This is a genomic window from Oceanirhabdus sp. W0125-5 (assembly GCF_027938815.1).
In the GTDB taxonomy this organism is placed as follows: Bacteria; Bacillota; Clostridia; order Clostridiales; family Clostridiaceae; genus Oceanirhabdus.
In genome coordinates, this window is sequence record NZ_CP115913.1 from 3,636,212 (window position 1) to 3,658,797 (window position 22,586).

The following is a 22,586-nucleotide window of genomic DNA, read 5'->3' on the forward strand; positions in this document are numbered from 1 at the left end:
TCCTGATTTTTTAGAACTATTTAAGTTATAAATTATACTTTCTCAATAACTCTAAGTTTTGCACTTCTACTTCTTGTATTGTGTTCTAATTCAAATTCTGTTGCTTCAATTGGTTTTCTTGTTACTAATTTTACCTTTGGCTCATTTCCACATACACAGATTGGGAAATCTCGTGGGCAAGTACAACCTGTAGCAAGTTCTTTAAACTTGTGTTTTACAATCCTGTCTTCTAATGAGTGGAATGTAATTATGGCTAATCTTCCACCTTTATTTAATCTAGCTACTGAATCTTCAATAGCTTTATTTAATATACTTAATTCACTATTTACTTCTATTCTAATAGCTTGAAAAGTTCTTTTTGCTGGATGAGATCCTCTAACTTTAGTTTTATTTGGTATGGCTGCTTCAATGATATTAACTAATTCCATTGTGGTTTCAATTGGCTTTTCACTTCTTTTTTCACCAATTCTTCTTGCTATTCTTCTAGCAAATCTTTCTTCCCCATACTCTTTAAAGATTCTAGTTAATTCCTCCTCATCATATTCATTTACAACTTCATATGCACTTAATTCAGCCTCTCTGTCCATTCTCATATCTAATTTAGCCTCTCTCATGTAGCTAAATCCTCTTTCTGCAGTGTCTAGCTGATATGATGAAACTCCTAAATCCATTAGTATCCCATCAACTTTAGGCACATGGATTTTTTCAAGTATGTAATCAATATTATAAAAATTATCGTGTACAATAATTTTGTTATCATATTCCTTTAATCTTTCAGTAGCAGTTTTAATTGCATCCATATCCTGATCAATGCCGATCAATTTTCCTTCTTTACTTAATTTCTTAATGATCTCTTTTGAATGTCCTGCTCCACCCATAGTACAGTCAACATAAGTTCCACTCTCTTTAATATCAAGTGCCTCAATACATTCTTCTAATAATACTGATGTATGTTTAAATTCCATAATATTCTCCTCTATGTTTCTTTCTTTAGTTTTATATTTATTAGATTTAATTAAATACCTAATTCACTCATTTTTTCTGCTATTGCCTCAAAATCAATATCAGAATCATTGTAGCTTTCCCACTTTTCGCTGCTCCATATTTCAATTCTTGAAGCTACACCTATACTTACTATTTCCTTTTCTATAGCTGCATATTCTTTTAATGTTTGTGGTAATAATGCTCTACCTTGTTTGTCAATATTAATCTCATTGGCACCGGAAAAAAAGAATCTCACGAAGGCTCTAGCATCTTTGCTAGTAAGCGGAAGGGCTCTTAATTTTTTTTCTAATTCCTTCCATTCATCCATCGGGTACGCATATAAGCATCCATCCAGTCCCTTTGTTAATACAAAAGAACTGCCCAATCCCTCTCTGAATTTAGATGGTACTATCATTCTATTTTTACTATCAATTGCGTGTTTGTATTCCCCAATAAACATAATAGCACCCCATGCAACCCTTTTTCTCCACTTTGCACCACTTTCAACCACTTAATGTTTTATATTCTATAAAAATTAGGAAAACCCTTTTATTTTTAAAAATTTCTTTAAATTTTTTTAATTTTAATGAAAATTTTTTTAAATCATCTCAAATCCCTTACCAATAGCCATTCATTCAATCATATCTACCATCTAATTATATTCAAATATTCAATTTATTTTATATTATGTAAATAATTAAGTAATTTTTATACTATTATTTATGTGGTGGAGGGAATTCCCACTTTCAAATATATTATTTTCGTGGTGGAGAGAAATCCCACATTCATTTTTATTTTTTATCCAGTGGAGTAAAATCCCACGAGTAAAAACAAATGGAGAATTGAGAATGTAGAATGGAGAATGATGGATGTTTCTGCTTTTAATGCAGAAACTACATTACATTGTTCTTAAGGTCATAGAGATTTCACTCATTTTTTCCCAGAAAAAATATTGTAGTTAAGATTCAACATTTTTTTAATATATAAAGAAGAAACTGTTTTTGATTCATAACCAACAAAAATGTTAAAATATTAGCAGAATCGCCTTCAATATCCAGCATGAATTCATAAAAAAAGAAATGATTATACAAAACCATTTCTCTTAAATAATAGATGTTTACTATTGTGAACTACCCTCTACTTACTTCATTGAAGTGGGGGCTTCTTGGTCAATACTCCCAATAGAGCAAGTTTACCCAAGCTTACAAGGTCGCACCGACCTTAATTATTACCGAAACTATATAGCTAGTTTCAGTAGATTTTTACTTGCATTTATATCTCTATCATGCTTCGCATTACAGTTAGGACAAATCCACTCTCTGAGTCCTAAGTTTTTCACTTCTTTGTTTTTATAACCACATTCAGAACATAATTGACTACTAGAAAGAAATTTTTATAAGCTTTATTCAAGTTTAATTGGGCATTGGCTAAATCTAAACTATCAACTTCTTTTAACCAAGGGAATTCTTTTTTATATTGTGCAGGATGTAAATGTCAATCCCAAAATGCACAAAAATTATAATCTCAAAATGTACAATTATTATAATTATTGATTTTTGATTTTCTTACTTTCCATTACCTCTATCTTTCCTTTTAATCTATAGGATGGTCCAGTGATTTTAACAATACTTGAATGATGAATCAGTCTATCCAATATTGCGTTAGCAAGTGTAATATCTGAAAAAACTTCACCCCATTTACTAAAAGGTTGATTGGTAGTTATAATAGTTGAATTTTTCTCGTATCTCTTATTTATTAATTGAAACAATAGGTTAGCACCTTGTTTATCAATTGGTAGATAACCTATTTCATCAATAATTAATAACTTGTACTTTGCATAGTGTTTTAATTTTGTTTCTAATCTATTCTCCGCATGAGCTTTGTTGAGCTGCATAATTAAATCATGACATGATATAAAATAAGTTAAATGTCTTTTCTTAGCTGCAGCAACACCAAGTGCTACAGCTAAGTGAGTTTTTCCAACCCCTGAAGAACCAAAGAATAGTATGTTTTCTTTATTTTCAATGAACCTTAAACTCTCTAAATCTAATATTTGAGTTTTGTTTATTGAAGGTTGAAAATCGAAATCAAAATCTGACAAAGTTTTTTCAAAAGGAAATGCAGATACAGCTATCTGAATCCTTGAAGCTCTCTCATTTCTAAATTCTAATTCTTTCTCTGTCAATGCTAATAAAGCATCAATAAATGTAAGATCCTTATTAGTTATTTCATCTAAGAAGTTTGGCAGAAAACTTCTAAATTTCTCTAATTTCAGTGTTTCAAGGTTATTAAGTAGTTTGTTATAATTACTCATTTAATCACTCCTCTAAAAAAATATCCATATTCTTTAAGTTTTCTTCAATAAAAAGTTCTACATCATCTTCTGCATAATGGCTCAGAGCATTTGAAAGTAGTATTTCTTTTGCATGATCTTTTTTATAGTGAAAAGTTTTATCGGATATCTTATGACAAGCAACTAAATCTTTAGTATAATAAATATAAAGTTCAGATTCTATTTCTGAAACGGTTAAATAACAACCTATATAACAGGTTGGAACGGAGTATTTTTTACCTTTATATCTAATCATGGATTCATTAGATACCTTATATTCTTTTTCGTGGTGGAAATATGATAGAAGGATATCCATTGTAGGTAACGGGTTTAAATACTCTTTTTCTTTTTCAAATCTTATAAATGGTACCTCGTTCGTTGCTTGTGAAATTTCACTATTAATATCATGATTAAATGATTCTACTATCTTCTCTAAATCTTCAAATGTATTGAATTCTTCATTAAAAGGCGTTAGCCTGTCCACTAGCTTCGCTAGAGTTTCTACTTTACCTTTAGTTTGAGGCCTATATGGTCTACATGTGATTACATCAAACCCAGCATCCATAGAGAAGTATTTGAAATTTTTATTTATGGATACATTTTTAAAAGAAGTAGTATTCCTATCCACTACCGTGGACATATTATCGAAAAGTATTTCTTTAGGTATCCCTTGATAATATCTAAAAGCTTCAAATAAACATTCAAACAGAGTTTTTTGAGTTCTATCCATTGTTAATTTCAAATATTTTAGTCTTGAATATCCTAGAACCATCAAAAATATATTTACTTCAAATACTTCACCTTCCTTATTAATCATTTTTATACTTTCTTTCCAATCTACTTGAGCTTGAAGTCCTGGACTTGTATCAAACCTTATTGTTGCTTTTTTCACCTGTGATTTTCTATGTTTTTTCACAAAACTATTTACTGTTTGGTATCCTCCTGTATAGCCTTTTTTCTGTATAAATTTGAATATAGCCATTGAAGTAGATCCATAGTTATCAGCTTTATCTTTAACTATTTCTTTATAATCATCAAGTTTCCCATTAATAACTCTAGGTTTTCTTGTAGAACTATTTGATTCTGTTAAGTACTTATCGATTGTTCTTCTATCGCAATTAAATCGTCTAGCTAATTCGCTTTTATTCAATAAATCTATCTCCTCTCTTATTAAATTTATTTGATTTGACACATCTTTTCTCATAATATTTCTCCTAACTTTTTTTGAAATATTATACTAAAAAATGTACAAATTTGTGTAGTTTGAGATTATAATTTTTGGCTAATTTGATTATATAATTTACACAGGAGTTGGATATTTCACTTTTTTTATGTCTAAATCCTTGTTTTCTTCATAAGATTTTATCCTATCAGCTAACATTTTATTGTATATGAATCTAGTGCAACCAAATGTTTTAGCCAAATATAATCTTTGCTCTGAATTAGGATAGATTCTATATTTATAAGCTTTTAACAACTCCCTCACCTCACTTTTTACCTTGAGTTTGAATATATTTCTTTATTACTTCTATAGGCGAACCACCTGTTGTAAGTAAGCAATAGCTTCTTGACCAAAAGTATTCTTTCCATAACTTTTTCTTTATATCTGGAAATTCTTTTTTTATAAGCCTACTGCTAGCACTTTTATAAGCATTTATGAATTTTGACAATTCACTATTAGGGTGTGCTTTGAATAATACATGTACATGATTATTATCATACTCCCATTCTTCAATAAATATATTGTATTTTGGACTAATATTCTCAAATATTTCTTTTAACCTATTACTTATATCAGTATTTATTACTTCTCTTCTATATTTTATAACTAATACAAGATGATAATGCAATAAGAACACTGAATGATTATTTGTATCTAATTTCATAATTATCACCCATTTCTATTATTAACTACTGATTATATTTTAATGCAAAAATAATAGGAGCAAGTTATTTTTACGCATTCATCTCCCACTTATAGAAGATGGGAGACTTCTGCTAGTTACGTTAAATATCATTATAATTTTTTTCTGACAAAGGGAAGAAAAATAACCTTATTTCTTCTTTGTTCTTTGTTCTCTGTTCTTTATTCTTTGTATTAATATATCTCTCCTGATATCTCTTCCCAAAAAATCATTTCATTTAATATATCTTCAATAAATGAGTTTGATGTTTGAGAACTATAACATTCAATGACATCCTCTTTTTTCATTTCAAGTGTTTGCTTAAAGCTGCATTTAAACATGATGCTTTCATCAATTCTCTTCTCAGCATATAATCTTTCTATTTCATCCATTAATTCTTCAGGGTAAAGTTCCAGACTATTAAATACCGCACACTCCACTTCACTCTGGCTTTTACCTTTAGATTTCCTCATTAATTCCTTATAATAGTCAATGACTTTTTTTCTGTCCACAACTGCCTGAAGAGCTAAAATCTTTAATGCATCAACACAGGCAACCCTATGAACTTCATATATATTCTTATCTTCAATAATATTAGTTAATAACGACAGATTTCCATTATAAGTAGATGCCAAAACTCTACTTTCGTCATATGTAAGATTATATCCTAATAAGTCATATGCTAAGCTCTCTTCCAAAGAATAAAATTTAATAATATCTTCGAAAGCTTCACTGCATTTAAATTGAGCAAGCAAATATATTGCAACTTTATGTCCAATATAATTATTATCTTTTGAAAATTTCTCAGGTTCTTTTAGAACTTTCTTTAATATATCAATAAGCAAAGGGACAGACTCTCTCCTTCTATCAATTATTTCTTTTATTTGTTTTTTGGGAACAGTACCGTTCCAGTATTCTATACTTTTAATCAAATCCAACATATTTTTCACCTCAATTATTCATTTTCTATTCTAATTATGGACAAATATCCTAGCTTTAATCAAAATTAAAAACAATTTTATTTTTTTATAATATAGATTCTTCGATAACCCATAGTTTATTCATGAAATTAAAATAAGTTTAGTTATTTGGTAGGTTTTATATATTTTTTTCTGACGATAGGAAGAAAAATAACCCCATTTTTTTCTTTTTTCTCTTTTCTCTATTCTTTATCTACAATCCTTTCTTGAAATAATAGTACTTGTAGAGTATAATTTTAAGGATGAGAAAAAATAGCCATTCATGGCGAATAAAATAAATAACTAATGAAAGAAAGGACTGTTAACATAAATGAAATTAGGAATAGTAGGTTTACCTAATGTAGGTAAGAGTACATTGTTTAATGCAATCACAAAAGCTGGAGCAGAATCAGCAAACTACCCATTCTGTACAATAGACCCAAATGTAGGAGTTGTTAGTGTACCTGATAAACGTCTTGATGTTCTTCAGGGAATTTATAACTCAAAGAAAAAAGTTCCAACTGCAATTGAATTTTATGATATTGCCGGACTTGTTAAAGGAGCTTCTCAAGGAGAAGGTCTAGGAAACAAATTCTTATCACATATTAGAGAAGTTGCATCAATTGTACATGTTGTAAGATGCTTTGTTGATGAAAATGTAGTTCACGTTGAAGGATCTGTAGATCCAATTAGAGATATTGAAACTATTAACTTAGAGTTAATCTTCTCAGATTTAGAAGTTCTTGAAAGAAGAATAGCTAAAACTTCTAAACTTGCTAAATCTGGAGATAAACTTGCTAAAGCTGAAATGGCTGTAATGGAAAAAGTTAAAGTTCATTTAGAAGATAATAAACCTGTTAGAACATTAGAAGTTTCAGATGATGAACAAGAGATTATTAATTCACTTTTCCTTATAACTTCAAAACCTGTTCTTTATGCAGCAAATATTTCTGAAGAAGATTTAGCTGCTGGTAACTTAGATAACGACTTAGTTAAAATTGTTAAAGAGCATGCTGCTTCTGAAAACTCTGGAGTTGTTACAGTATGCGCTAAACTTGAAGAAGAACTTTCAACTCTTGACGATGAAGAGAAACTTGAGATGTTAAGTGAATATGGATTAACTGAATCAGGACTTGATAAGTTAATACATGCTTCATACGATCTTTTAGGCTTAATGAGTTACTTAACTGCTGGTCCTCAAGAAGTTAGAGCATGGACAATCAGAAAAGGAACTAAAGCACCTCAAGCTGCTGGTAAAATCCACTCAGATATAGAAAGAGGATTTATCAGAGCAGAAATAGTAAGCTTTGACCAATTAGTTGAGTGTGGTTCTGAAGCTGTAGCTAAAGAAAAGGGCTGCTATAGACTTGAAGGTAAAGAGTATATAATGAAAGATGGAGACGTAGTTAACTTTAGATTTAACGTTTAGAAAATAAATTTTAAAAGCTCGGTTTAAGCCGAGCTTTTTAATATAAATCTACGAAGTAGTTCCTACTATAATTACTATCTACTCACTTAATCTATTAGTGATAGGTCTTTCTAAAATAATCTCAAAATACTTTGAAAACCCTCCTACCCCCACTGCTGGTGAAAATATCTGAACAAGTCTCCATCCATCCCTAGCATGTTCTTCAATTATCCCATGATAATTTTCTTTTGGCTTTAATGTTGCAAAAGTTGTTAAATCTACTTTTATAAACCTGTATTCATACTCTTGATTTCTTTCCATCTTTGTACCCCCACACCATTTTACCACATTATACCAATATTAAATTTTACAGTCAATGTTTCAATAATCATTAGCTCTAAAAATTAATGTTTTTACGATATTCTGAAGAATGAAGAATATCTTCCTGATTTGTTCTTTATTCTTTATTCTTTATTTTTTTATTCTTTTTTCTCTATTATTTCTTTCTTTTCCTTCCTATTGTACCACCAATCCATGTAGTAAGAGGTATTGCTGAAATTAACCCAATACTTCCAGCTACAGCTCTAACAATCTCTGATGCTATCATATCCATATTTAAAATCTCTGCTAAAGATACATTGTATGCTATAAATAATAACAGTAAATGAATAGATCCACCAACATACGCTAAAATCAACGTATTAGACATTGACCCCATAACATCTTTTCCAATATTCATCCCAGACTGTATTAATTTTTTTGTTGAGATATTAGGAGAATTTTCTTCTATCTCCCACATTGCAGAAGCTACAGATAACGCTACATCCATAACAGCACCTAATGCTCCTATTATAATACCAGCTAATAATATTCCCTTAAAATCAAGATGTCTATTTTGAGGTATATATGCCAACATATTTGCTTGCTCATCACCAAGACCCGTTAACATAGCAAATTGACCTACTACCCAAGCAACAACAGCTGCTATAAGAACCCCTCCTACTGTCCCCAAAATAGCAGTACGAGTCTTTCTATTCCACCCACTAATTATTACAAGGGAAAATGTAGTAGTAACAGATACTGCTCCCACTGTAATTAATAGTGGATTATATCCTTTTAATATTAAAGGAAGCATAATAAAGCTAATTACTAATACAGTAAACACAAGAGTAATAACAGCTTTAAGCCCCTTCATTCCACCCACAATAACCAATAGGGCTAAGAAAGCAATTATTAACCATATAATCGCAGTATCTCTTATTCTTTCATAAATATGAATATTCCCCACCTTACCATCTTCATTTTCAAATAGATAGATATACATTTTATCTCCCTTATTAAAAATTAATCTATAAGGGTTTACCATCTCGATAGTATTTCTTAAAGAATATTCTTCACCCTTATGATTCCCAGTTAAAATCCTTACATAAAGGTGCTGATATCTAATATCTTGTTGAATAGGCACATCTGGACGTTCTTCTTTTGTATCATCCCTATCAACACGTATAACTTTTGCCTTTACCACACTATACTCTGGCTTGGACATATCATCTTCATAATACTCAGCTAAGTTATCATATTTTAAACTTTCTTTGGTTTCTTTTTTAATATTACTCGTACAACCAGTAAAACTTATTAATATAAGTAAAAACACAGTAATCTTTAGTATTTTTTTCATATTCCTTCTCCTTTGCTAACATCTTCTCTTATTATACTTCTTAAGCGGTGAAATATAAACACTAATAAAAAAAACGGACAGTTGACAGTTGACAGTGGACAACGATGGATGCTTCTCACTTTCATGAGAAGCTATATTTCATTATCTTAGAACAGAGTGTCTACATATTCTTATCTATGATAAAAAATTTTATTTTAAATACAATATTTCATTTTAAAATGAAACAAGCTAAATCTCAATACCCAAGGAACAATACAATTTAAATTTCACAGAGTGAAATATCATTCGTTGTCCATTGTCCACTTTCAACTGTCAACTATGTTTTATTGTAATACTTTACTAAAAGAAAAGCCCCTCCATAAATGGAGAAAGGCTTTAAATTTCACTCTTAGTTAGCTGGTACTACTAATGTATCACCTGCAAAGATTAAGTGTGGGTTAGTTATTTTATTCATTTCAGCAAGCTTTTGATAAGTTGTACCAAATTTCTCAGCTATCTTCCAAAGAACATCACCTGATTCAATTGTGTACGTCTTAGTTTCAGGAGCTTTTGCTACGAAAAGTCCTTCTACTGAAGGAGCTACAACTTTCTCCGCTTTAAATGCTTTAACAAGGACATCTCTAATTGGAACAAATGTATCTTTTCTGTTTGTAGCAGCATCGAAATTATATTTATCACGATTACCAGCAATGAAATCATTTGTTACTAGTGTATATGTCTTGTCCATTTCAATAGGTGTTCCATCTTCTAAAGTAATACTTACAATTCTATTCTCATATTCTTTAGTTGGATCGTAAACAACTTTAACACCTGCCACTTGTCCATCACCCATAAAATCTGCTTCAATTCCGTGGTCAACTAATGCTTTTAAGTGAGCACCTGTTACTTCCATTGTGTATAAAGTATTATCAAAAGGCATAACTTCATACATATGACCCATTGTGATTTCGCCTTCTTTTAGTGGAATTCTTAAACCACCACCGTTTGTTAAACCAATTTGAACTCCTGTAGCTTTTCTCATAAGATCAGCAACCCAGTATCCTAATGGAGTTACATTTTTCATTTGCTTTCCGTGGTCTAAGTTACCTTCTAATTGACCGATTACTTCGCTAGTAATTGGTTCAAACTCTTTATCGAACTTATCATATGTAGCTTTAGTTTCTTCATTTTCAATAATATCATTTGATATTTTGTAAACTGCAGTAACTGATGGAGTTATTGCTTTTACAGATTTATCATCGTTTAACTCAATTGAAATTTTACCTACTGCACGACCATTTTTATATGCTTGTACTACTGGAGTACCATTTACATAACCTGCAACAGTTGTATGAGAGTGTCCTGTAATTACAGCATCTAAACCTTCAACTGCACATAAAGCTTCAATCTCGTCTCCTGTTACTGGTAAAGTTGGATCAGAACCATAATTTTCTTGATATGCAGGAACGTGCGTTAAAGCAACTATTACATCTGGAGTACCTTCCTCAGCTTTTCCAGCTTTAAGATATTCAATCCAAATCTTTGCTCCTTCTGCAGCTGATTTAAATTCTAATGTTCTAACGTTCTCTACACTTGTTTGGTCTTTAGTCATAATTGTAGATAGACCAATAAATGCAATCTTTTTACCTGCAACTTCTTTGATAATGTAAGGCTTTGCCCAAGAAACAGGTTCTCCAGTTTCTTTTTCATAGATGTTTGCGGCTAAGAATGGGAATCCACCGTCTTTAGACCATTGTGCTATACGATGAGCACCCCAGTCAAACTCGTGGTTACCAACTGCTGATGCAGTAAGCCCCATAGCTTTATACATTTCATTTACAGGTGCACCAAATGTTAAATTTGAAAGTGCTGTACCTTGATAACTATCACCTGCTGAAACAACAAGTGTATTTGGATTCATAGCTTTTTGGTCGTTTATATATCCAACCATTTTAGCCATTCCAATATCCTTTCCGTTTTCTTTTACGTTTCCGTGAAAGTCATTCACTGAAAGAATATCAATTACATTTTCAACTTGTTCAACTTTTGTTTCCTTAGTTGTAGATGCTTTTTGGCTTGTTGCTTCTTCAGCAAAAACCATACCACTTGTCATGCTTAAGATCATTGTACACATCATAAGCATGGAAAGGATTCTTTTCATCTTGTTTCTCATTAGATTACCCCCCTGAAGATAATTTTTTAATAGTTTGTCCTTCGTTATCTTACCTCAATATCCCCATTTTGTCAATATGCCCATAAATTACTTTTAATGCTGATTAATTTTTAACAATCTTTTTTTATATTCTTCCTTATATTTATACATTCTTTCATCAGCAACTTTAACTAGTTGCTCATATGTTTTAGCATCATTAGGGAAAGCAGCAATTCCAAAGCTAAAACTACAGATAATCCTATTTCCTTCAAATATTATTGGTTCAGCTTTAAACTCGGCAATAATACTCTCTAATTTTTCTCTAAGTTTAGTATAATCTTCTTTCAAAAAAACTGCTACAAATTCATCTCCACCATATCTGGCGAAAAAATCCGGTGAATTTATTGCACTACTTAACCTTCCTGCAAATGTTCTAATATACTCATCTCCTGCTAAATGGCCATAAGTATCATTTATTAATTTAAGCCCATTTAAATCAAATACAACAAAATGAAATTTTCCATCACACCTTAGAGCTTGATTAAATTGTTCATCAAAAAGATCTTCGAAGTGTCTTCTATTATAGACATTGGTTAATTTATCATATTTAGATAAATACATAATTTCTTTATACATTTTATGTTTACTTATTGCTATCTCAATTTTACTTCTTAAATGTTCTAATATTTCAATATCTTCCTCATTAAACGCGTTTTCAAACTCACTATCAATACTTAACTCACCATATAATTTCCCTTTTATAATTATTGGCGCTATAATATTTGACTTAATTTCAACCCCCTGAGTGTTAGCCACCATATCAACACCTTTATCATTTTCCTGCATGTCATCTTTATTGATTATTACTGTTCTATCCATCCTCCCCTTAGTTTTATACCAAAGAAATGACTGTTTAACAGGAAGACTAAATTCTTTCGCTTTATCTGAATTGTATCCTTTAAACGCGGTTATTTCTAAATTATCATCCTCTGTTAATATCAAAACACTTCCAAATCTAGCACTCTCTATAATACCTATTGCTTTCTCTAAGATTAAGTCAAACATAAATTTAATATTATCCATTCCAATAATATAATGGTTTACCTCTAACATGGCTTCATTGACCTTTAATAGTCTGCTAACCCTATTTTCAATTTTTTTTCGTTCTGTTATGTCAAGCATAACCCCTACTATACCTTCTACTCCCTTGTGTTCTGATGAAACAGCAGCTTTACAGAATAACACATCGTGTTCTAATCCGTCAGCATATATTACTTTTGCCTCATATGTTTGTTTCTTTGAATTTCTAATTAAATCAACATCTAATTTGTGATGTGATTGAGCTAACTCACCTTGATTTATATCAAAAACAGTTTGATTAATAATATCTTCTTTTTTAAAACCCAAATGTTCCAAATACGCATCATTAACATCTACATAACGATAATTCATATTTTTATAAAAGACAGGATTAGGTATTGTATTTAAAATTTTTCTTAATAAATCTTGATTCTTTTTCAACTCTTCATTTTTTTCTTTTAATATTTTCTCAACTCTTCTATGTTTTAAAATATAAATTAATAAAAATATTATAATAATTACAAAAATAACAATTAGTAAAAACATGCGGCTCCTTCCCTTTCATTAATAGTTAGAAAATCAACTATAATCATACTAATTTTATTAATTTTATTATACATCATTTATTATTTTTTGACAAATTTCAACAGTTAATTAACTTTTCTCTATTTTTTAAAGTAAAGCCCTTTAAGAGAATAAAAAAAGTTGAACAAATTTTATCAACCTGTTCAACTTTATTCTTTCGTTTTTCTTAATTATTGTATTAAAATCTTGCTATATCTTAAATCTCTCTATAGTGTCCTCGAGCTTGTTAGATATATCTGCAAGCTGTTCTGCTGAAGCTGAAATTTCTTCAATAGATGCTGATTGCTCTTCAGTTGAAGCTGCCACCTCTTCAGCACCTGCAGCATTTTCCTGTGCAATGGAGGAAATGTTATCGATGTTTTCTCCAACAGATGCTGAATTTTCATTTAAGATCACACAAGCCTCTGTTACCTCTTTCATATTATTAGAAACATTTATTACCGCATCTAAAATATCCTGATATACATCAACTGTTTGGTTCACAGAACTCTCTTGTTCCCTTACAATAACTTTGGATGCATCCATTAGGTCAACTGCTCTTGATACGCTATTCTGTATTTCAGTAATAAGATTACTAATTTTTTCAGTAGCATTACTTGACTCTTCTGCAAGTTTCCTTACTTCGTCTGCAACAACTGCAAATCCCTTTCCTTGTTCACCAGCTCTAGCTGCTTCAATAGCTGCATTTAACGCTAACAAATTAGTCTGAGCTGCAATACTACTTATTAACTCTATTATATTCCCTATTTCATTTGATTTTTCTGATAAAGCTAATATTTCACTACCAACCTTTTCTGAGGACTCTTTATTTTCAACAGTTTTTATCTTTTGATATTCAACTATTTCCATACCCGCATCCACTGTATCTTTTGCAGTTAAAGTTAATTTTTCTGCATTACTGGTATTCTGTGATATTTGATTAACTCCTGCTATTAAATCATTTACCATATCACTGCTTTTTTGTGTAGAATGAGCCTGATCAGCAGCACCTTTTGCAAGATCAGAAATTGTATTTGCAATTTGTTCTGAAATATTACTAGCTTCATTTGTTGCAGTCATCATTTGATTTGAAGTATTTGCTACAGTTGTCCCCATCTCACGTACTTCTGATAACAATTTACTCATATTTTCTGTCATATTATTAAAATTATTAGCAAGTACACCTATTTCATCTTTACTAGTAAAATCTACTTTTACTTTTAGATTACCTGTGGCTACCTCTTTAGTGATATCAGCCATTTTTGAAATAGGTTTAACAATCCTGCCCACAATGAAATACACTACTATTCCAATAAACAACAATACACTCAACCCAATTATAGCAATAATATTTCTAAATTTTGAAACTCCCTGAGTCACTTCATTTTCATAAGTTGTCATTGCTACGGACCATCCATTAGTCTTTAAAGGATTGTATGCAGCAATTTTTTTAGCACCTTGATAGGTGTAATGTTCAACCCCTTTTGCTCCTGTTATCATTACTTCTGTTAACTTAACAAGAGACTTACTATCATTTTTTAAGAAGTTTTCCTTTAAGATCAACTTGTCATTTTGATGGGCCATTACCCTTCCTTCACCGTCAATCATATATGCATATCCAGTACTACCCAGTTTTTCCTGATTAACAAAACCTGTCAGCACATGTAAGTTTACAGTCCCTGCAACTACACCTGTTACCTCTCCACTATGACTTTGAATAGGTGCAGCAATAACTATAATTGGATTACCAGTAGATTTAGATATCACGGCTTCAGATACAACAACTTCCCCTTTTATTGCCTTCTGAAAATACTCTCTATCGCTAATATCATCATTTTTTCCATTAGTAGCTTGATATTTTCCACTTTTATCTGCTATAAGGAGTAGTTCAAAAACCTCAAATCTGTTTTCATGTCTACTTATTAACTTTTTCAAACCATCAATATTAAAGTTTGATACCTCTTCAAAAGATCCAAGTAACTCCATCTCAACCTTCCACTCATGAATTTGATCATCTAAATGAGTTACTAACTTCTCCACTTTACTTTCAGCTATCTGTTCAACATCATTAATGATTATTTTTCTTGCCTGTGAAAAAGATATTAATGACAATAATAAAATTCCTATTGCAGCTATCATCAACACCGGCAGCATTATCTTTTGTTTTAAACTTTTCATTACACTTCTCCTTTTACCAATATATATTTTTTATATGCCACATTATTTAAAACCATAATACTTAAACAATTACCTATCGTAAATGAACTCTATTTTTCAATTTGAAGCACGTTATCTAATCTAGTTAGTTTGAAAATCTTCATCACTTTTGGATTATTTACTCCATAGATATGAAAACTCCCATTTAACTCTTTACACTTTTTGTAGATAGATACTAATACCCCAAGCCCTGTACTATCAATAAACGTACAGTTTTTAAAATCTAATTTAAAATTCTTTTCACCTTCGATAATTAAATGATTAACTTTTTCTCTGAATTCGGCCGCTTCATCTACTGCAAAATTTTCTGGTATCACTAAATTAATTTCTTTCATTAATATTCACCTCAAATTATAAATTTCTCAACAAGACTATTTAAATTGTTTGCCATGGCACTTGTTTCTTCTGCACTTGCTACTAAGTTATGAATCACCGATGACTGTTCTTCAGCAGATGCTGCAACCTCTTGACTATTAGCTGTTGTAGTTTCTGTAATCGTTGCAACTGAATCTATCAATTTAACTATTTGATCTGAGCTAGCCACTTCATCATTTGTAACATCAACAACTTGCTCAATATCCTTTGCAATTTGTTCAACTGCATTAATAATTTTTATAAAAGATTCATCTGTCTCATTGGCTACAATTACTCCATTTTCCACTACTTCTTTGCTATAATTCATTGATTGAACAGCTTTATCAATTTGAATTACCATTTCAATTACCAATGAGGAAATTTCATTTGATTCTGAACTTGTTTGCTCAGCAAGCTTTCTTACTTCATCTGCTACTACTGTGAAACCTTTCCCATGTTCTCCGGCTCTAGCAGCTTCGATAGCTGCGTTTAAAGCTAATAAATTTGTCTGCTCTGAAATGTTATTAATTGTACTAGTAATACCACTCACTTTTATTGAAAGCTCATTTAGCACTTTCAGCATCTCAGCTGTTTCAGATGACACTTTATTAATGTTCTCTATAGCTTCCACAGTATCTTTAACTTTAACCCTTCCTTTTTCAGCTGCGTTAGTAGTATTTTCAGAATTATTTTTTGCAGTAAGAGCTTTATTTTGAGCTATCTGAATAGAACTTGAAAGCTGAACTAATACTTCTGAAGTTTCTACTATTGAAAGATTTTGAAGGTCTGCGTTAGATGCAACCTCTTGTATATTTTCAGCAATTTGTTCAGTTGATGAACTTATTTCTTCAGTTGATGCTGATAATTCTTCTGAAGATGCTGCTAACTCTTCAGCACCCATTCGAACATTCCTGATAATATTACATTGATTCTCAATCATTAAATTAAAATTATCCCCTAAAGTTTGAATTTCATCCTTTGTTGTTATATCTGCTTTAACTGTTAAATCTCCATTTCCAGCTTTAATCATTAACTTTTCAAGCTCTTTTATAGGGTTAATTATGTTTTTTGTTGATATAAAATAAACTAAAATAATCGCAACAATTAATGAAACAATAATTATTATAATTGTATCTTTTCTGATTTCATGAGCAGGTAGCATATATTCATCATAATTAGCTGTTATTGCAATACTCCACTTATTTACGGGAGTAAAAGATACATATTTTTTTACCCCTTCATATGTATAATACCCATGATCAGTTTGACCAGACTTCATTTTACTCACTAAACTTTTCAGTTGTTCATTTTCAGTGTTTCCTAAGTTTTCTTTAAATACTTTTTCTGTTATTGGATGGTAAACAAGTATCCCATTTTCATCAACCATATATCCATATCCATTTTGTCCTATTTTAATTTTTGAGACATGGTTCGTAATTTTTTCAAATTTTATGGTTCCAATTACTGTTCCTACAACTCTATCCTCTAATATTAGTGGATATGCAATTGCAATAACAGGTAAATTTGTACTTTTTGAGATTATTGCTTCACTTTGAGATGCCTTCCCATTTAAAGCGTCTTTTACATAAGCTCTTCCACTTAAATCTTCATTATATTTTTCAGTACGATTACTTATAATTCCTTTTCCTTCTGCATCAGTAACAACTAATAATTCAATATGTTCACTGTTTTCTTTCTGAAGTTTTGAAAGATATTGATAAACTTTTAAATCAAGCCCTTCTTCACCATCTGCAGCTAGTGCTAAATCTTCATTGTGACTTAAAAGCTGAACATACTTGTCAACAGAATAAACAGCCTCATTTATTACGTCCGCTGCTTTCATCGTCAATTCTCTTAATTCTTCTTCTGTTTTGTGTTCCATAGCATTTGATGTCATTATACTTGAGATAATACCAAGTATTATAAGTGGTAAGGAAACAAAAATTACAAACATCATTACTAGCTTTGTTTTTAAACTTAACTTCATTGTAGTCCTCCGTCTTTAGTTAATCTTTAATTTTTTATACAAATAATATTATTATGATAGATTTTTTTCAATAATTAAAACATTATTTCTTGACTCAATCTTATCTGCAATGCAATTAATTAAGAATAGCCCCCTTCCATTCTCATTTAGTGTTGTTTCATCTATGAGTTCATTAGGAATAGTTAGGTTTTTAAATCCATCACCTGAATCTTCTATTTCAAATACTACTTTATTATCGTCATAACTATACCTTAAATAAATAGGCTTGTCTCTATTTCCATTATTTCCATGCTTCAAAGCATTTGTTAGAGCTTCTGTAAGTATCAATTTAATCTCAAAACCATCATTGAAAGCTTTTAACTCATTGATAATTTTATCTATAATTTCTTTGTACTTTGTCAACCCATACATAATAAATTGATTTTTTTTCATTTTTCACACTCCTTTCTTATTTTACTTCTATTGCTATCATTGTACTATCATCCAATAATCCTTCGGTTTCAGCTAACTCAGTATTTAAGCACTCCATTACATAATCCTTAAATTCTTTTATAGATGAAATTTCAGAATAATTTTTTTTATGGTTATCATTTTCCAAGATAAAATCAAGTCCATCTGTTAAAAAATAAAATTTATCTCCTGTTTTAAAATCAATTATTTTTTGATCAAATACGCTGTCCTCAAACATACCCAAAAATGGACCTTTCACAACTTTTTCTTCATACTTTCTTTCTTGTGTCCAATATATATACTCACTGATACCCGCTCCAGCAATTACTGCTTGTCTTTTTTCAAAATTAAAACTAAAACAACATGCTGCAACATATGCATCACCTAGAAGTTCACTCACTCTTGTGTTTAAGCACTTTAAAATTTCAATAGGCTTATGTGTATTAAGCAATGTTTTATTAAACAATATATTAAACGCAGATATACTAAGTGCAGCCGTAACCCCTTTACCACATACATCCCAAATTACTCCTACCACTGTGCTATCATCTATTTTTTCTAAATGAAAGAAATCACCGCTTACTGTTTTAGAGGGAACATAAAGTATTTCCATATTAGCTTTTTCAGGAATAGGAAACACTCTTTGTAAATATTGCTTTTGTAATTCAGCTGCCTTATGAACCCCTGTTTCTTTTAAGTATTTTCTCATATAATACATCTCTCTTGCCATAACTCCAATTTCATCTCTATTATTTTTTAATGCTTCTAATGATTTATCATCTTCAAAATTGAACTTCGATGTATTCTTAATTAACTCAGTTATTTTAACAATAGGTTTTGAAATTGATTTTCCAACTCGTAGTGCAATAGGAATAATTATAAATACTGATGAAAATATCGTTATGGAATTTACAAAGATCTGCATAATCACTAATGAATAGACTTCATCTAATGGCGCTGAAAAAAATAAAATCCAACCATTTGACAAGTGTGAATAACCTAAAATTTCTTCTCGTGATTTTATATTTATTTTTTTTACACCAAAACTATTCTTCTCTATCTCATCTATTAAAACCTGAAGCTCTCCATTTTTAATATTTTTCAAACTATCTTCCATATCATATTGGGGATGAATTAATATATGATAATCATCACAAACAAGAAAAGCATAGCCAGTTTCATATACTTTAATATTTTGAATTGTATCCCTCATAGCATCAATATTTATATCCATTCCAACAACACCAATTAAAACATCATCTTTATAAATAGCTTCTGTGTATGAAATAATATTTAGACTTAAATCTGCTTCTTCATAAGGGTCACTCCAAACCCCTTTACCCTTTATAATAGGATTATAGTACCACTGCATATTTTTATTTTCGGGAAAAAAATCATTTATGTATGGTTGTTGAGGATCAGAATCTGAATCTACAATCTCAAATATACCTTTTTCTTCTTGATATACATACCAATATTCATAGGCTTCTCCAGATAGTTCCGGATTAATTGTAAAATAAACGGCCTTTATCCCATTTACAGTTTCTTTACTTATGTTTTCAGCTGATTCCTTAATTGTAGACTCCATTATTCTTTCATATTTTTTCACGTAATTATCTGCCTCAAAATTAAAGTGTTCCAATTCAAATGTTGCTGATATAGTATGTTTCAATGCATTTACAGACCCTTCAACCAGATTGAAATCTGAATTAAAGTTATTTGAGTAATTCTGTGGAAGCAATGTCAACTTTTCTTTAGCTTCTTTCTCTAAAAATTTATAATTTACAAATACACTCAGTAAACTTATTAATAGTGCTAAGATAAAGGAACATAAAATCATAGCCTTAGTTATCTTGATTCTAATTTTATTCTCATATTTAAATTTTTTCATATAAATTACTCCAAACATTATTAATATATATTTGTTTTCATTTAATTTAGGCAAAAAAAATGAGTCTCTATGGACTTCATACACTTTAAAAAATATTTATCTTTGCATTATGCTTTATGCTAGCCTTATTATTAATTAAAATTAATTCGGCAAACTGGCAATCATAATACAAAATGTACTTTAGACCCATGTTTTTGCGTCCTTATGTTTCCATAAGTTTGCTATTATCGTTATTTTTGATTATCAAAATATTTTAAAACAATAAATCTATTCAATTATACTACAAATCCATCTAAATTTCTTCCCTTTTAGACTATTTTTATAAATTTTAGACTTTGTTTTACATAACACACAATTTATTTCAAATAATTATTTTATTTAAGTAAAAAATTGTGGCAGTGAATTATTCCATAACTCAAGGAAACAATAATATGTGAAAGGAGTGATATAATGAGTAAAAGCAGAAGCAACGCTAAAGCAAACGGGGAACATAATGATGATTCTAGAAGAAAATCTAATGCAAAATATCCATTAGATAGAAATCCTAAACACAACAAGCAAGAGCCAACAAAAGGACTTCCTCAAATTTAAATAGCAAAAAGACCTCTGTGGTTTCTTCCCACAGAGGTCTTTCATTAATATTTTATAATTCTTTACGTAACTTTTCAACTTCAGACTTAGAAAGGTATACAAAGTGTCCTGGTCTAACTTCAGTTAATTCAGGCTGCTCTTTACTATAATCATGCACTTCAGCAGGATTATATGAAATACGAGTTCTATTTCTTTCAGTTAAAGGATCTGGAATTGGAATTGCTGATAATAATGATTTTGTGTATGGATGTAATGGATTATTATATAATTCATCTGCATCTGCATACTCAACTAACTTACCGAAATACATTACACCAATCTTATCTGAGAAATACTTAACTACAGAAAGGTCATGTGCAATAAATAGTATTGTTAATCCTAATTTTTCTTTAAGTTTATTTAACAGATTAAGTACTTGTGCTTGAATTGAAACATCAAGTGCAGAAATAGGTTCATCTGCTATAACTAAATCAGGTCTCATTACTATACATCTTGCAATACCAATACGCTGTCTTTGTCCACCAGAGAATTCATGTGGGTATCTTCCAGCATGCTCTTTAGTAAGACCAACAGTTTCTAAGATGTCATAGATGATTTCCATCATTTCATCTTCATTTTTACATAACTTATTAATTTTTAAACCTTCACCAATAATCTCTTTAACTGTCATTCTTGGATTTAATGAAGCTATCGGATCTTGGAAAATCATTTGGATCCCTCTAGTAACTTCTCTTAACTCTCTTTTTGGCAGTTTTCCTGAAATTAATTTACCATTGAAGTAAACTTCTCCATCAGTTGGATCATATAATCTAATAATAGATCTTCCAGTTGTAGTTTTACCACATCCAGACTCACCAACAAGACCAAAAGTTTCTCCCTTATTTATATTAAAGCTAATTCCATCAACAGCTTTTACTACAACTTTCTTTTTACCAAAACCACTAGAAAAGTGTTGTTTTAAATTTTTAACCTCTAATACTGGTTTTTGATTTGTATTGTTCATAATCTATGCCTCCCTCTTTCCAGTTTGTACTTCAATACGTTTTTTCAGAATTGAAGGCATTTCAACTTTTGGAGCCATAGGGTGCAATAACCATGATGCAGCATAGTGAGTGTCAGAAATTTTATACATTGGAGGTTGCTTTTCAAAGTCAATCTTCATTGCATATCTGCTTCTTGCTGCGAAAGCATCACCTTTAGGCGGATAAATCATATTTGGTGGTGTACCAGGTATAGTATATAACTCATCATTTGAACTAGTATTAAGATCAGGCATTGAAGCCAATAAACTCCAAGTGTATGGATGAGCTGGATCATAATATATTTCATCAGTTGTACCATACTCAACAATTTTACCTGCATACATAACAGCAACACGATCTGCTAAGTTAGCAACTACTCCTAAATCGTGAGTGATGAAAACTACTGATAACCCACGTTCTTTTTGAAGTTTTTTAATTAGTTCTAAAATTTGAGATTGAATTGTAACATCAAGTGCTGTAGTAGGTTCATCACAGATTAGTACATCTGGATCACATGCTAAAGCAGTTGCTATTACTATTCTTTGTCTCATACCACCAGAGAACTGGAATGGATATTGTTCATATCTTAATTCAGCTTGTGGAATTCCAACAGCTTTCATAAGCTCAATTGCCTTTTTCTTTGCTTCCTCTTTTGTAGTATTTTCTTTTAGTATTAATGCCTCTGTTATCTGCTTTCCTATTTTCATAACTGGATCTAGTGAAGACATTGGATCTTGGAATATCATTGATATTTTAGATCCTCTAACTTTAACAAAATCGTTTTCAGGAATCTTTGTTAAGTCTTTACCTTCATACATTATTTCTCCACGCTCAATATTAGCGTTTCTTGATAATATACCCATTATAGTTTTCGTAGTTACAGATTTACCTGAACCTGACTCTCCAACTATAGCAAGAGTTTCACCTTTATATAAATCAAAATCTACGCCTCTAACCGCATGAACTTTACCAGCTATTGTATTAAAAGTAACATAAAGATCTTTAACTTCTAGTACTTTTTCTCTATTACTCAT

19 protein-coding genes, 2 pseudogenes and 1 riboswitch are annotated in these 22,586 nt (G+C 30.5%); of the genes and pseudogenes, 2 read left to right on the top strand and 19 right to left on the bottom strand.

The window, feature by feature from the left end:
• Positions 1-32: 32 nt before the first annotated feature.
• The 8 genes and pseudogenes from rsmH to OW730_RS16915 form a co-directional block, all read right to left on the bottom strand.
• Positions 33-965, bottom strand: a complete 933-nt coding sequence (rsmH, locus tag OW730_RS16880) for a 16S rRNA (cytosine(1402)-N(4))-methyltransferase RsmH (protein WP_271225223.1) — start codon at positions 963-965, stop codon at positions 33-35.
• Positions 966-1,015: 50 nt separating this feature from the next.
• A complete protein-coding gene (mraZ, locus tag OW730_RS16885; protein WP_271229588.1) occupies positions 1,016-1,444 on the bottom strand; it encodes a division/cell wall cluster transcriptional repressor MraZ in 429 nt (142 codons plus the stop codon).
• Between the two features lie 777 nt (positions 1,445-2,221).
• Positions 2,222-2,368, bottom strand: a pseudogene (locus OW730_RS16890) (zinc ribbon domain-containing protein); the annotation flags it as partial.
• 162 nt (positions 2,369-2,530) lie between these two features.
• Entirely contained in the window at positions 2,531-3,298 is a 768-nt protein-coding gene (gene istB / locus OW730_RS16895) for an IS21-like element helper ATPase IstB (protein WP_271224841.1), read from the bottom strand.
• A 4-nt stretch (positions 3,299-3,302) separates the two neighbouring features.
• The gene (istA, locus tag OW730_RS16900; protein ID WP_271224840.1) at positions 3,303-4,520 is read right to left on the bottom strand and encodes an IS21 family transposase; all 1,218 of its coding nucleotides are present in this window, start codon (positions 4,518-4,520) and stop codon (positions 3,303-3,305) included.
• Positions 4,521-4,622: 102 nt separating this feature from the next.
• A pseudogene (locus tag OW730_RS16905) lies at positions 4,623-4,793 on the bottom strand (helix-turn-helix domain-containing protein); the annotation flags it as partial.
• Positions 4,794-4,803: 10 nt separating this feature from the next.
• Complete coding sequence (gene tnpA / locus OW730_RS16910; RefSeq protein WP_271225224.1) at positions 4,804-5,202, bottom strand: IS200/IS605 family transposase; 399 nt, start codon at positions 5,200-5,202, stop codon at positions 4,804-4,806.
• Positions 5,203-5,414: 212 nt separating this feature from the next.
• Entirely contained in the window at positions 5,415-6,161 is a 747-nt protein-coding gene (locus OW730_RS16915) for a DUF1186 domain-containing protein (RefSeq protein ID WP_271225225.1), read from the bottom strand.
• A 349-nt stretch (positions 6,162-6,510) separates the two neighbouring features.
• Between OW730_RS16915 and ychF the strand changes: the two genes are divergently transcribed.
• Positions 6,511-7,608, top strand: coding sequence for a redox-regulated ATPase YchF (ychF, locus tag OW730_RS16920; RefSeq protein ID WP_271225226.1), 1,098 nt, complete (start codon positions 6,511-6,513; stop codon positions 7,606-7,608).
• A gap of 78 nt (positions 7,609-7,686) precedes the next feature.
• Here ychF and OW730_RS16925 read toward each other — a convergent pair whose 3' ends face one another.
• From OW730_RS16925 to OW730_RS16965, 9 genes are all read right to left on the bottom strand, one after another.
• Entirely contained in the window at positions 7,687-7,908 is a 222-nt protein-coding gene (locus OW730_RS16925; RefSeq protein WP_271225227.1) for a DUF4177 domain-containing protein, read from the bottom strand.
• A gap of 175 nt (positions 7,909-8,083) precedes the next feature.
• Positions 8,084-9,265 (bottom strand): YibE/F family protein, encoded by a 1,182-nt coding sequence (locus OW730_RS16930; protein ID WP_271225228.1) that lies wholly within the window; start codon positions 9,263-9,265, stop codon positions 8,084-8,086.
• A 388-nt stretch (positions 9,266-9,653) separates the two neighbouring features.
• Entirely contained in the window at positions 9,654-11,417 is a 1,764-nt protein-coding gene (locus tag OW730_RS16935; protein WP_271225229.1) for a 5'-nucleotidase C-terminal domain-containing protein, read from the bottom strand.
• Positions 11,418-11,510: 93 nt separating this feature from the next.
• Positions 11,511-13,022, bottom strand: a complete 1,512-nt coding sequence (locus OW730_RS16940; protein WP_271225230.1) for a sensor domain-containing diguanylate cyclase — start codon at positions 13,020-13,022, stop codon at positions 11,511-11,513.
• 228 nt (positions 13,023-13,250) lie between these two features.
• Positions 13,251-15,218, bottom strand: coding sequence for a methyl-accepting chemotaxis protein (locus tag OW730_RS16945; protein ID WP_271225231.1), 1,968 nt, complete (start codon positions 15,216-15,218; stop codon positions 13,251-13,253).
• Positions 15,219-15,307: 89 nt separating this feature from the next.
• Positions 15,308-15,592, bottom strand: a complete 285-nt coding sequence (locus OW730_RS16950; RefSeq protein ID WP_271225232.1) for an STAS domain-containing protein — start codon at positions 15,590-15,592, stop codon at positions 15,308-15,310.
• Positions 15,593-15,603: 11 nt separating this feature from the next.
• Entirely contained in the window at positions 15,604-17,598 is a 1,995-nt protein-coding gene (locus tag OW730_RS16955; RefSeq protein ID WP_271225233.1) for a methyl-accepting chemotaxis protein, read from the bottom strand.
• A gap of 51 nt (positions 17,599-17,649) precedes the next feature.
• Positions 17,650-18,030, bottom strand: coding sequence for an ATP-binding protein (locus OW730_RS16960; protein WP_271225234.1), 381 nt, complete (start codon positions 18,028-18,030; stop codon positions 17,650-17,652).
• A 16-nt stretch (positions 18,031-18,046) separates the two neighbouring features.
• Entirely contained in the window at positions 18,047-19,939 is a 1,893-nt protein-coding gene (locus OW730_RS16965) for a SpoIIE family protein phosphatase (RefSeq protein WP_271225235.1), read from the bottom strand.
• 145 nt (positions 19,940-20,084) lie between these two features.
• Positions 20,085-20,172: riboswitch (cyclic di-GMP riboswitch) on the bottom strand.
• A gap of 217 nt (positions 20,173-20,389) precedes the next feature.
• On the opposite strand from OW730_RS16965, the gene OW730_RS16970 reads away from it, so the two are divergent.
• On the top strand, positions 20,390-20,530 hold the full coding sequence (locus tag OW730_RS16970; protein ID WP_271225236.1) for a hypothetical protein: 141 nt from the start codon (positions 20,390-20,392) through the stop codon (positions 20,528-20,530).
• A 52-nt stretch (positions 20,531-20,582) separates the two neighbouring features.
• On the opposite strand, the gene OW730_RS16975 is transcribed toward OW730_RS16970, so the two are convergent.
• Positions 20,583-21,533, bottom strand: coding sequence for an ABC transporter ATP-binding protein (locus OW730_RS16975; RefSeq protein ID WP_271225237.1), 951 nt, complete (start codon positions 21,531-21,533; stop codon positions 20,583-20,585).
• Between the two features lie 3 nt (positions 21,534-21,536).
• Complete coding sequence (locus OW730_RS16980; protein ID WP_271225238.1) at positions 21,537-22,586, bottom strand: ABC transporter ATP-binding protein; 1,050 nt, start codon at positions 22,584-22,586, stop codon at positions 21,537-21,539.

What these genes read in the sequence shown, in the direction of transcription:
- OW730_RS16955 (WP_271225233.1), bottom strand. Translation starts at nt 17,598, where the DNA reads ATGAAGTTAAGTTTAAAAACAAAGCTAGTAATGATGTTTGTAATTTTT.
- rsmH (WP_271225223.1), bottom strand. Translation starts at nt 965, where the DNA reads ATGGAATTTAAACATACATCAGTATTATTAGAAGAATGTATTGAGGCA.
- istA (WP_271224840.1), bottom strand. Translation starts at nt 4,520, where the DNA reads ATGAGAAAAGATGTGTCAAATCAAATAAATTTAATAAGAGAGGAGATA.
- OW730_RS16945 (WP_271225231.1), bottom strand. Translation starts at nt 15,218, where the DNA reads ATGAAAAGTTTAAAACAAAAGATAATGCTGCCGGTGTTGATGATAGCT.
- OW730_RS16935 (WP_271225229.1), bottom strand. Translation starts at nt 11,417, where the DNA reads ATGAGAAACAAGATGAAAAGAATCCTTTCCATGCTTATGATGTGTACA.
- OW730_RS16970 (WP_271225236.1), top strand. Translation starts at nt 20,390, where the DNA reads ATGAGTAAAAGCAGAAGCAACGCTAAAGCAAACGGGGAACATAATGAT.
- OW730_RS16930 (WP_271225228.1), bottom strand. Translation starts at nt 9,265, where the DNA reads ATGAAAAAAATACTAAAGATTACTGTGTTTTTACTTATATTAATAAGT.
- OW730_RS16980 (WP_271225238.1), bottom strand. Translation starts at nt 22,586, where the DNA reads ATGAGTAATAGAGAAAAAGTACTAGAAGTTAAAGATCTTTATGTTACT.
- OW730_RS16975 (WP_271225237.1), bottom strand. Translation starts at nt 21,533, where the DNA reads ATGAACAATACAAATCAAAAACCAGTATTAGAGGTTAAAAATTTAAAA.
- tnpA (WP_271225224.1), bottom strand. Translation starts at nt 5,202, where the DNA reads ATGAAATTAGATACAAATAATCATTCAGTGTTCTTATTGCATTATCAT.
- mraZ (WP_271229588.1), bottom strand. Translation starts at nt 1,444, where the DNA reads ATGTTTATTGGGGAATACAAACACGCAATTGATAGTAAAAATAGAATG.
- OW730_RS16960 (WP_271225234.1), bottom strand. Translation starts at nt 18,030, where the DNA reads ATGAAAAAAAATCAATTTATTATGTATGGGTTGACAAAGTACAAAGAA.
- OW730_RS16965 (WP_271225235.1), bottom strand. Translation starts at nt 19,939, where the DNA reads ATGAAAAAATTTAAATATGAGAATAAAATTAGAATCAAGATAACTAAG.
- OW730_RS16925 (WP_271225227.1), bottom strand. Translation starts at nt 7,908, where the DNA reads ATGGAAAGAAATCAAGAGTATGAATACAGGTTTATAAAAGTAGATTTA.
- istB (WP_271224841.1), bottom strand. Translation starts at nt 3,298, where the DNA reads ATGAGTAATTATAACAAACTACTTAATAACCTTGAAACACTGAAATTA.
- OW730_RS16950 (WP_271225232.1), bottom strand. Translation starts at nt 15,592, where the DNA reads ATGAAAGAAATTAATTTAGTGATACCAGAAAATTTTGCAGTAGATGAA.
- OW730_RS16915 (WP_271225225.1), bottom strand. Translation starts at nt 6,161, where the DNA reads ATGTTGGATTTGATTAAAAGTATAGAATACTGGAACGGTACTGTTCCC.
- OW730_RS16940 (WP_271225230.1), bottom strand. Translation starts at nt 13,022, where the DNA reads ATGTTTTTACTAATTGTTATTTTTGTAATTATTATAATATTTTTATTA.
- ychF (WP_271225226.1), top strand. Translation starts at nt 6,511, where the DNA reads ATGAAATTAGGAATAGTAGGTTTACCTAATGTAGGTAAGAGTACATTG.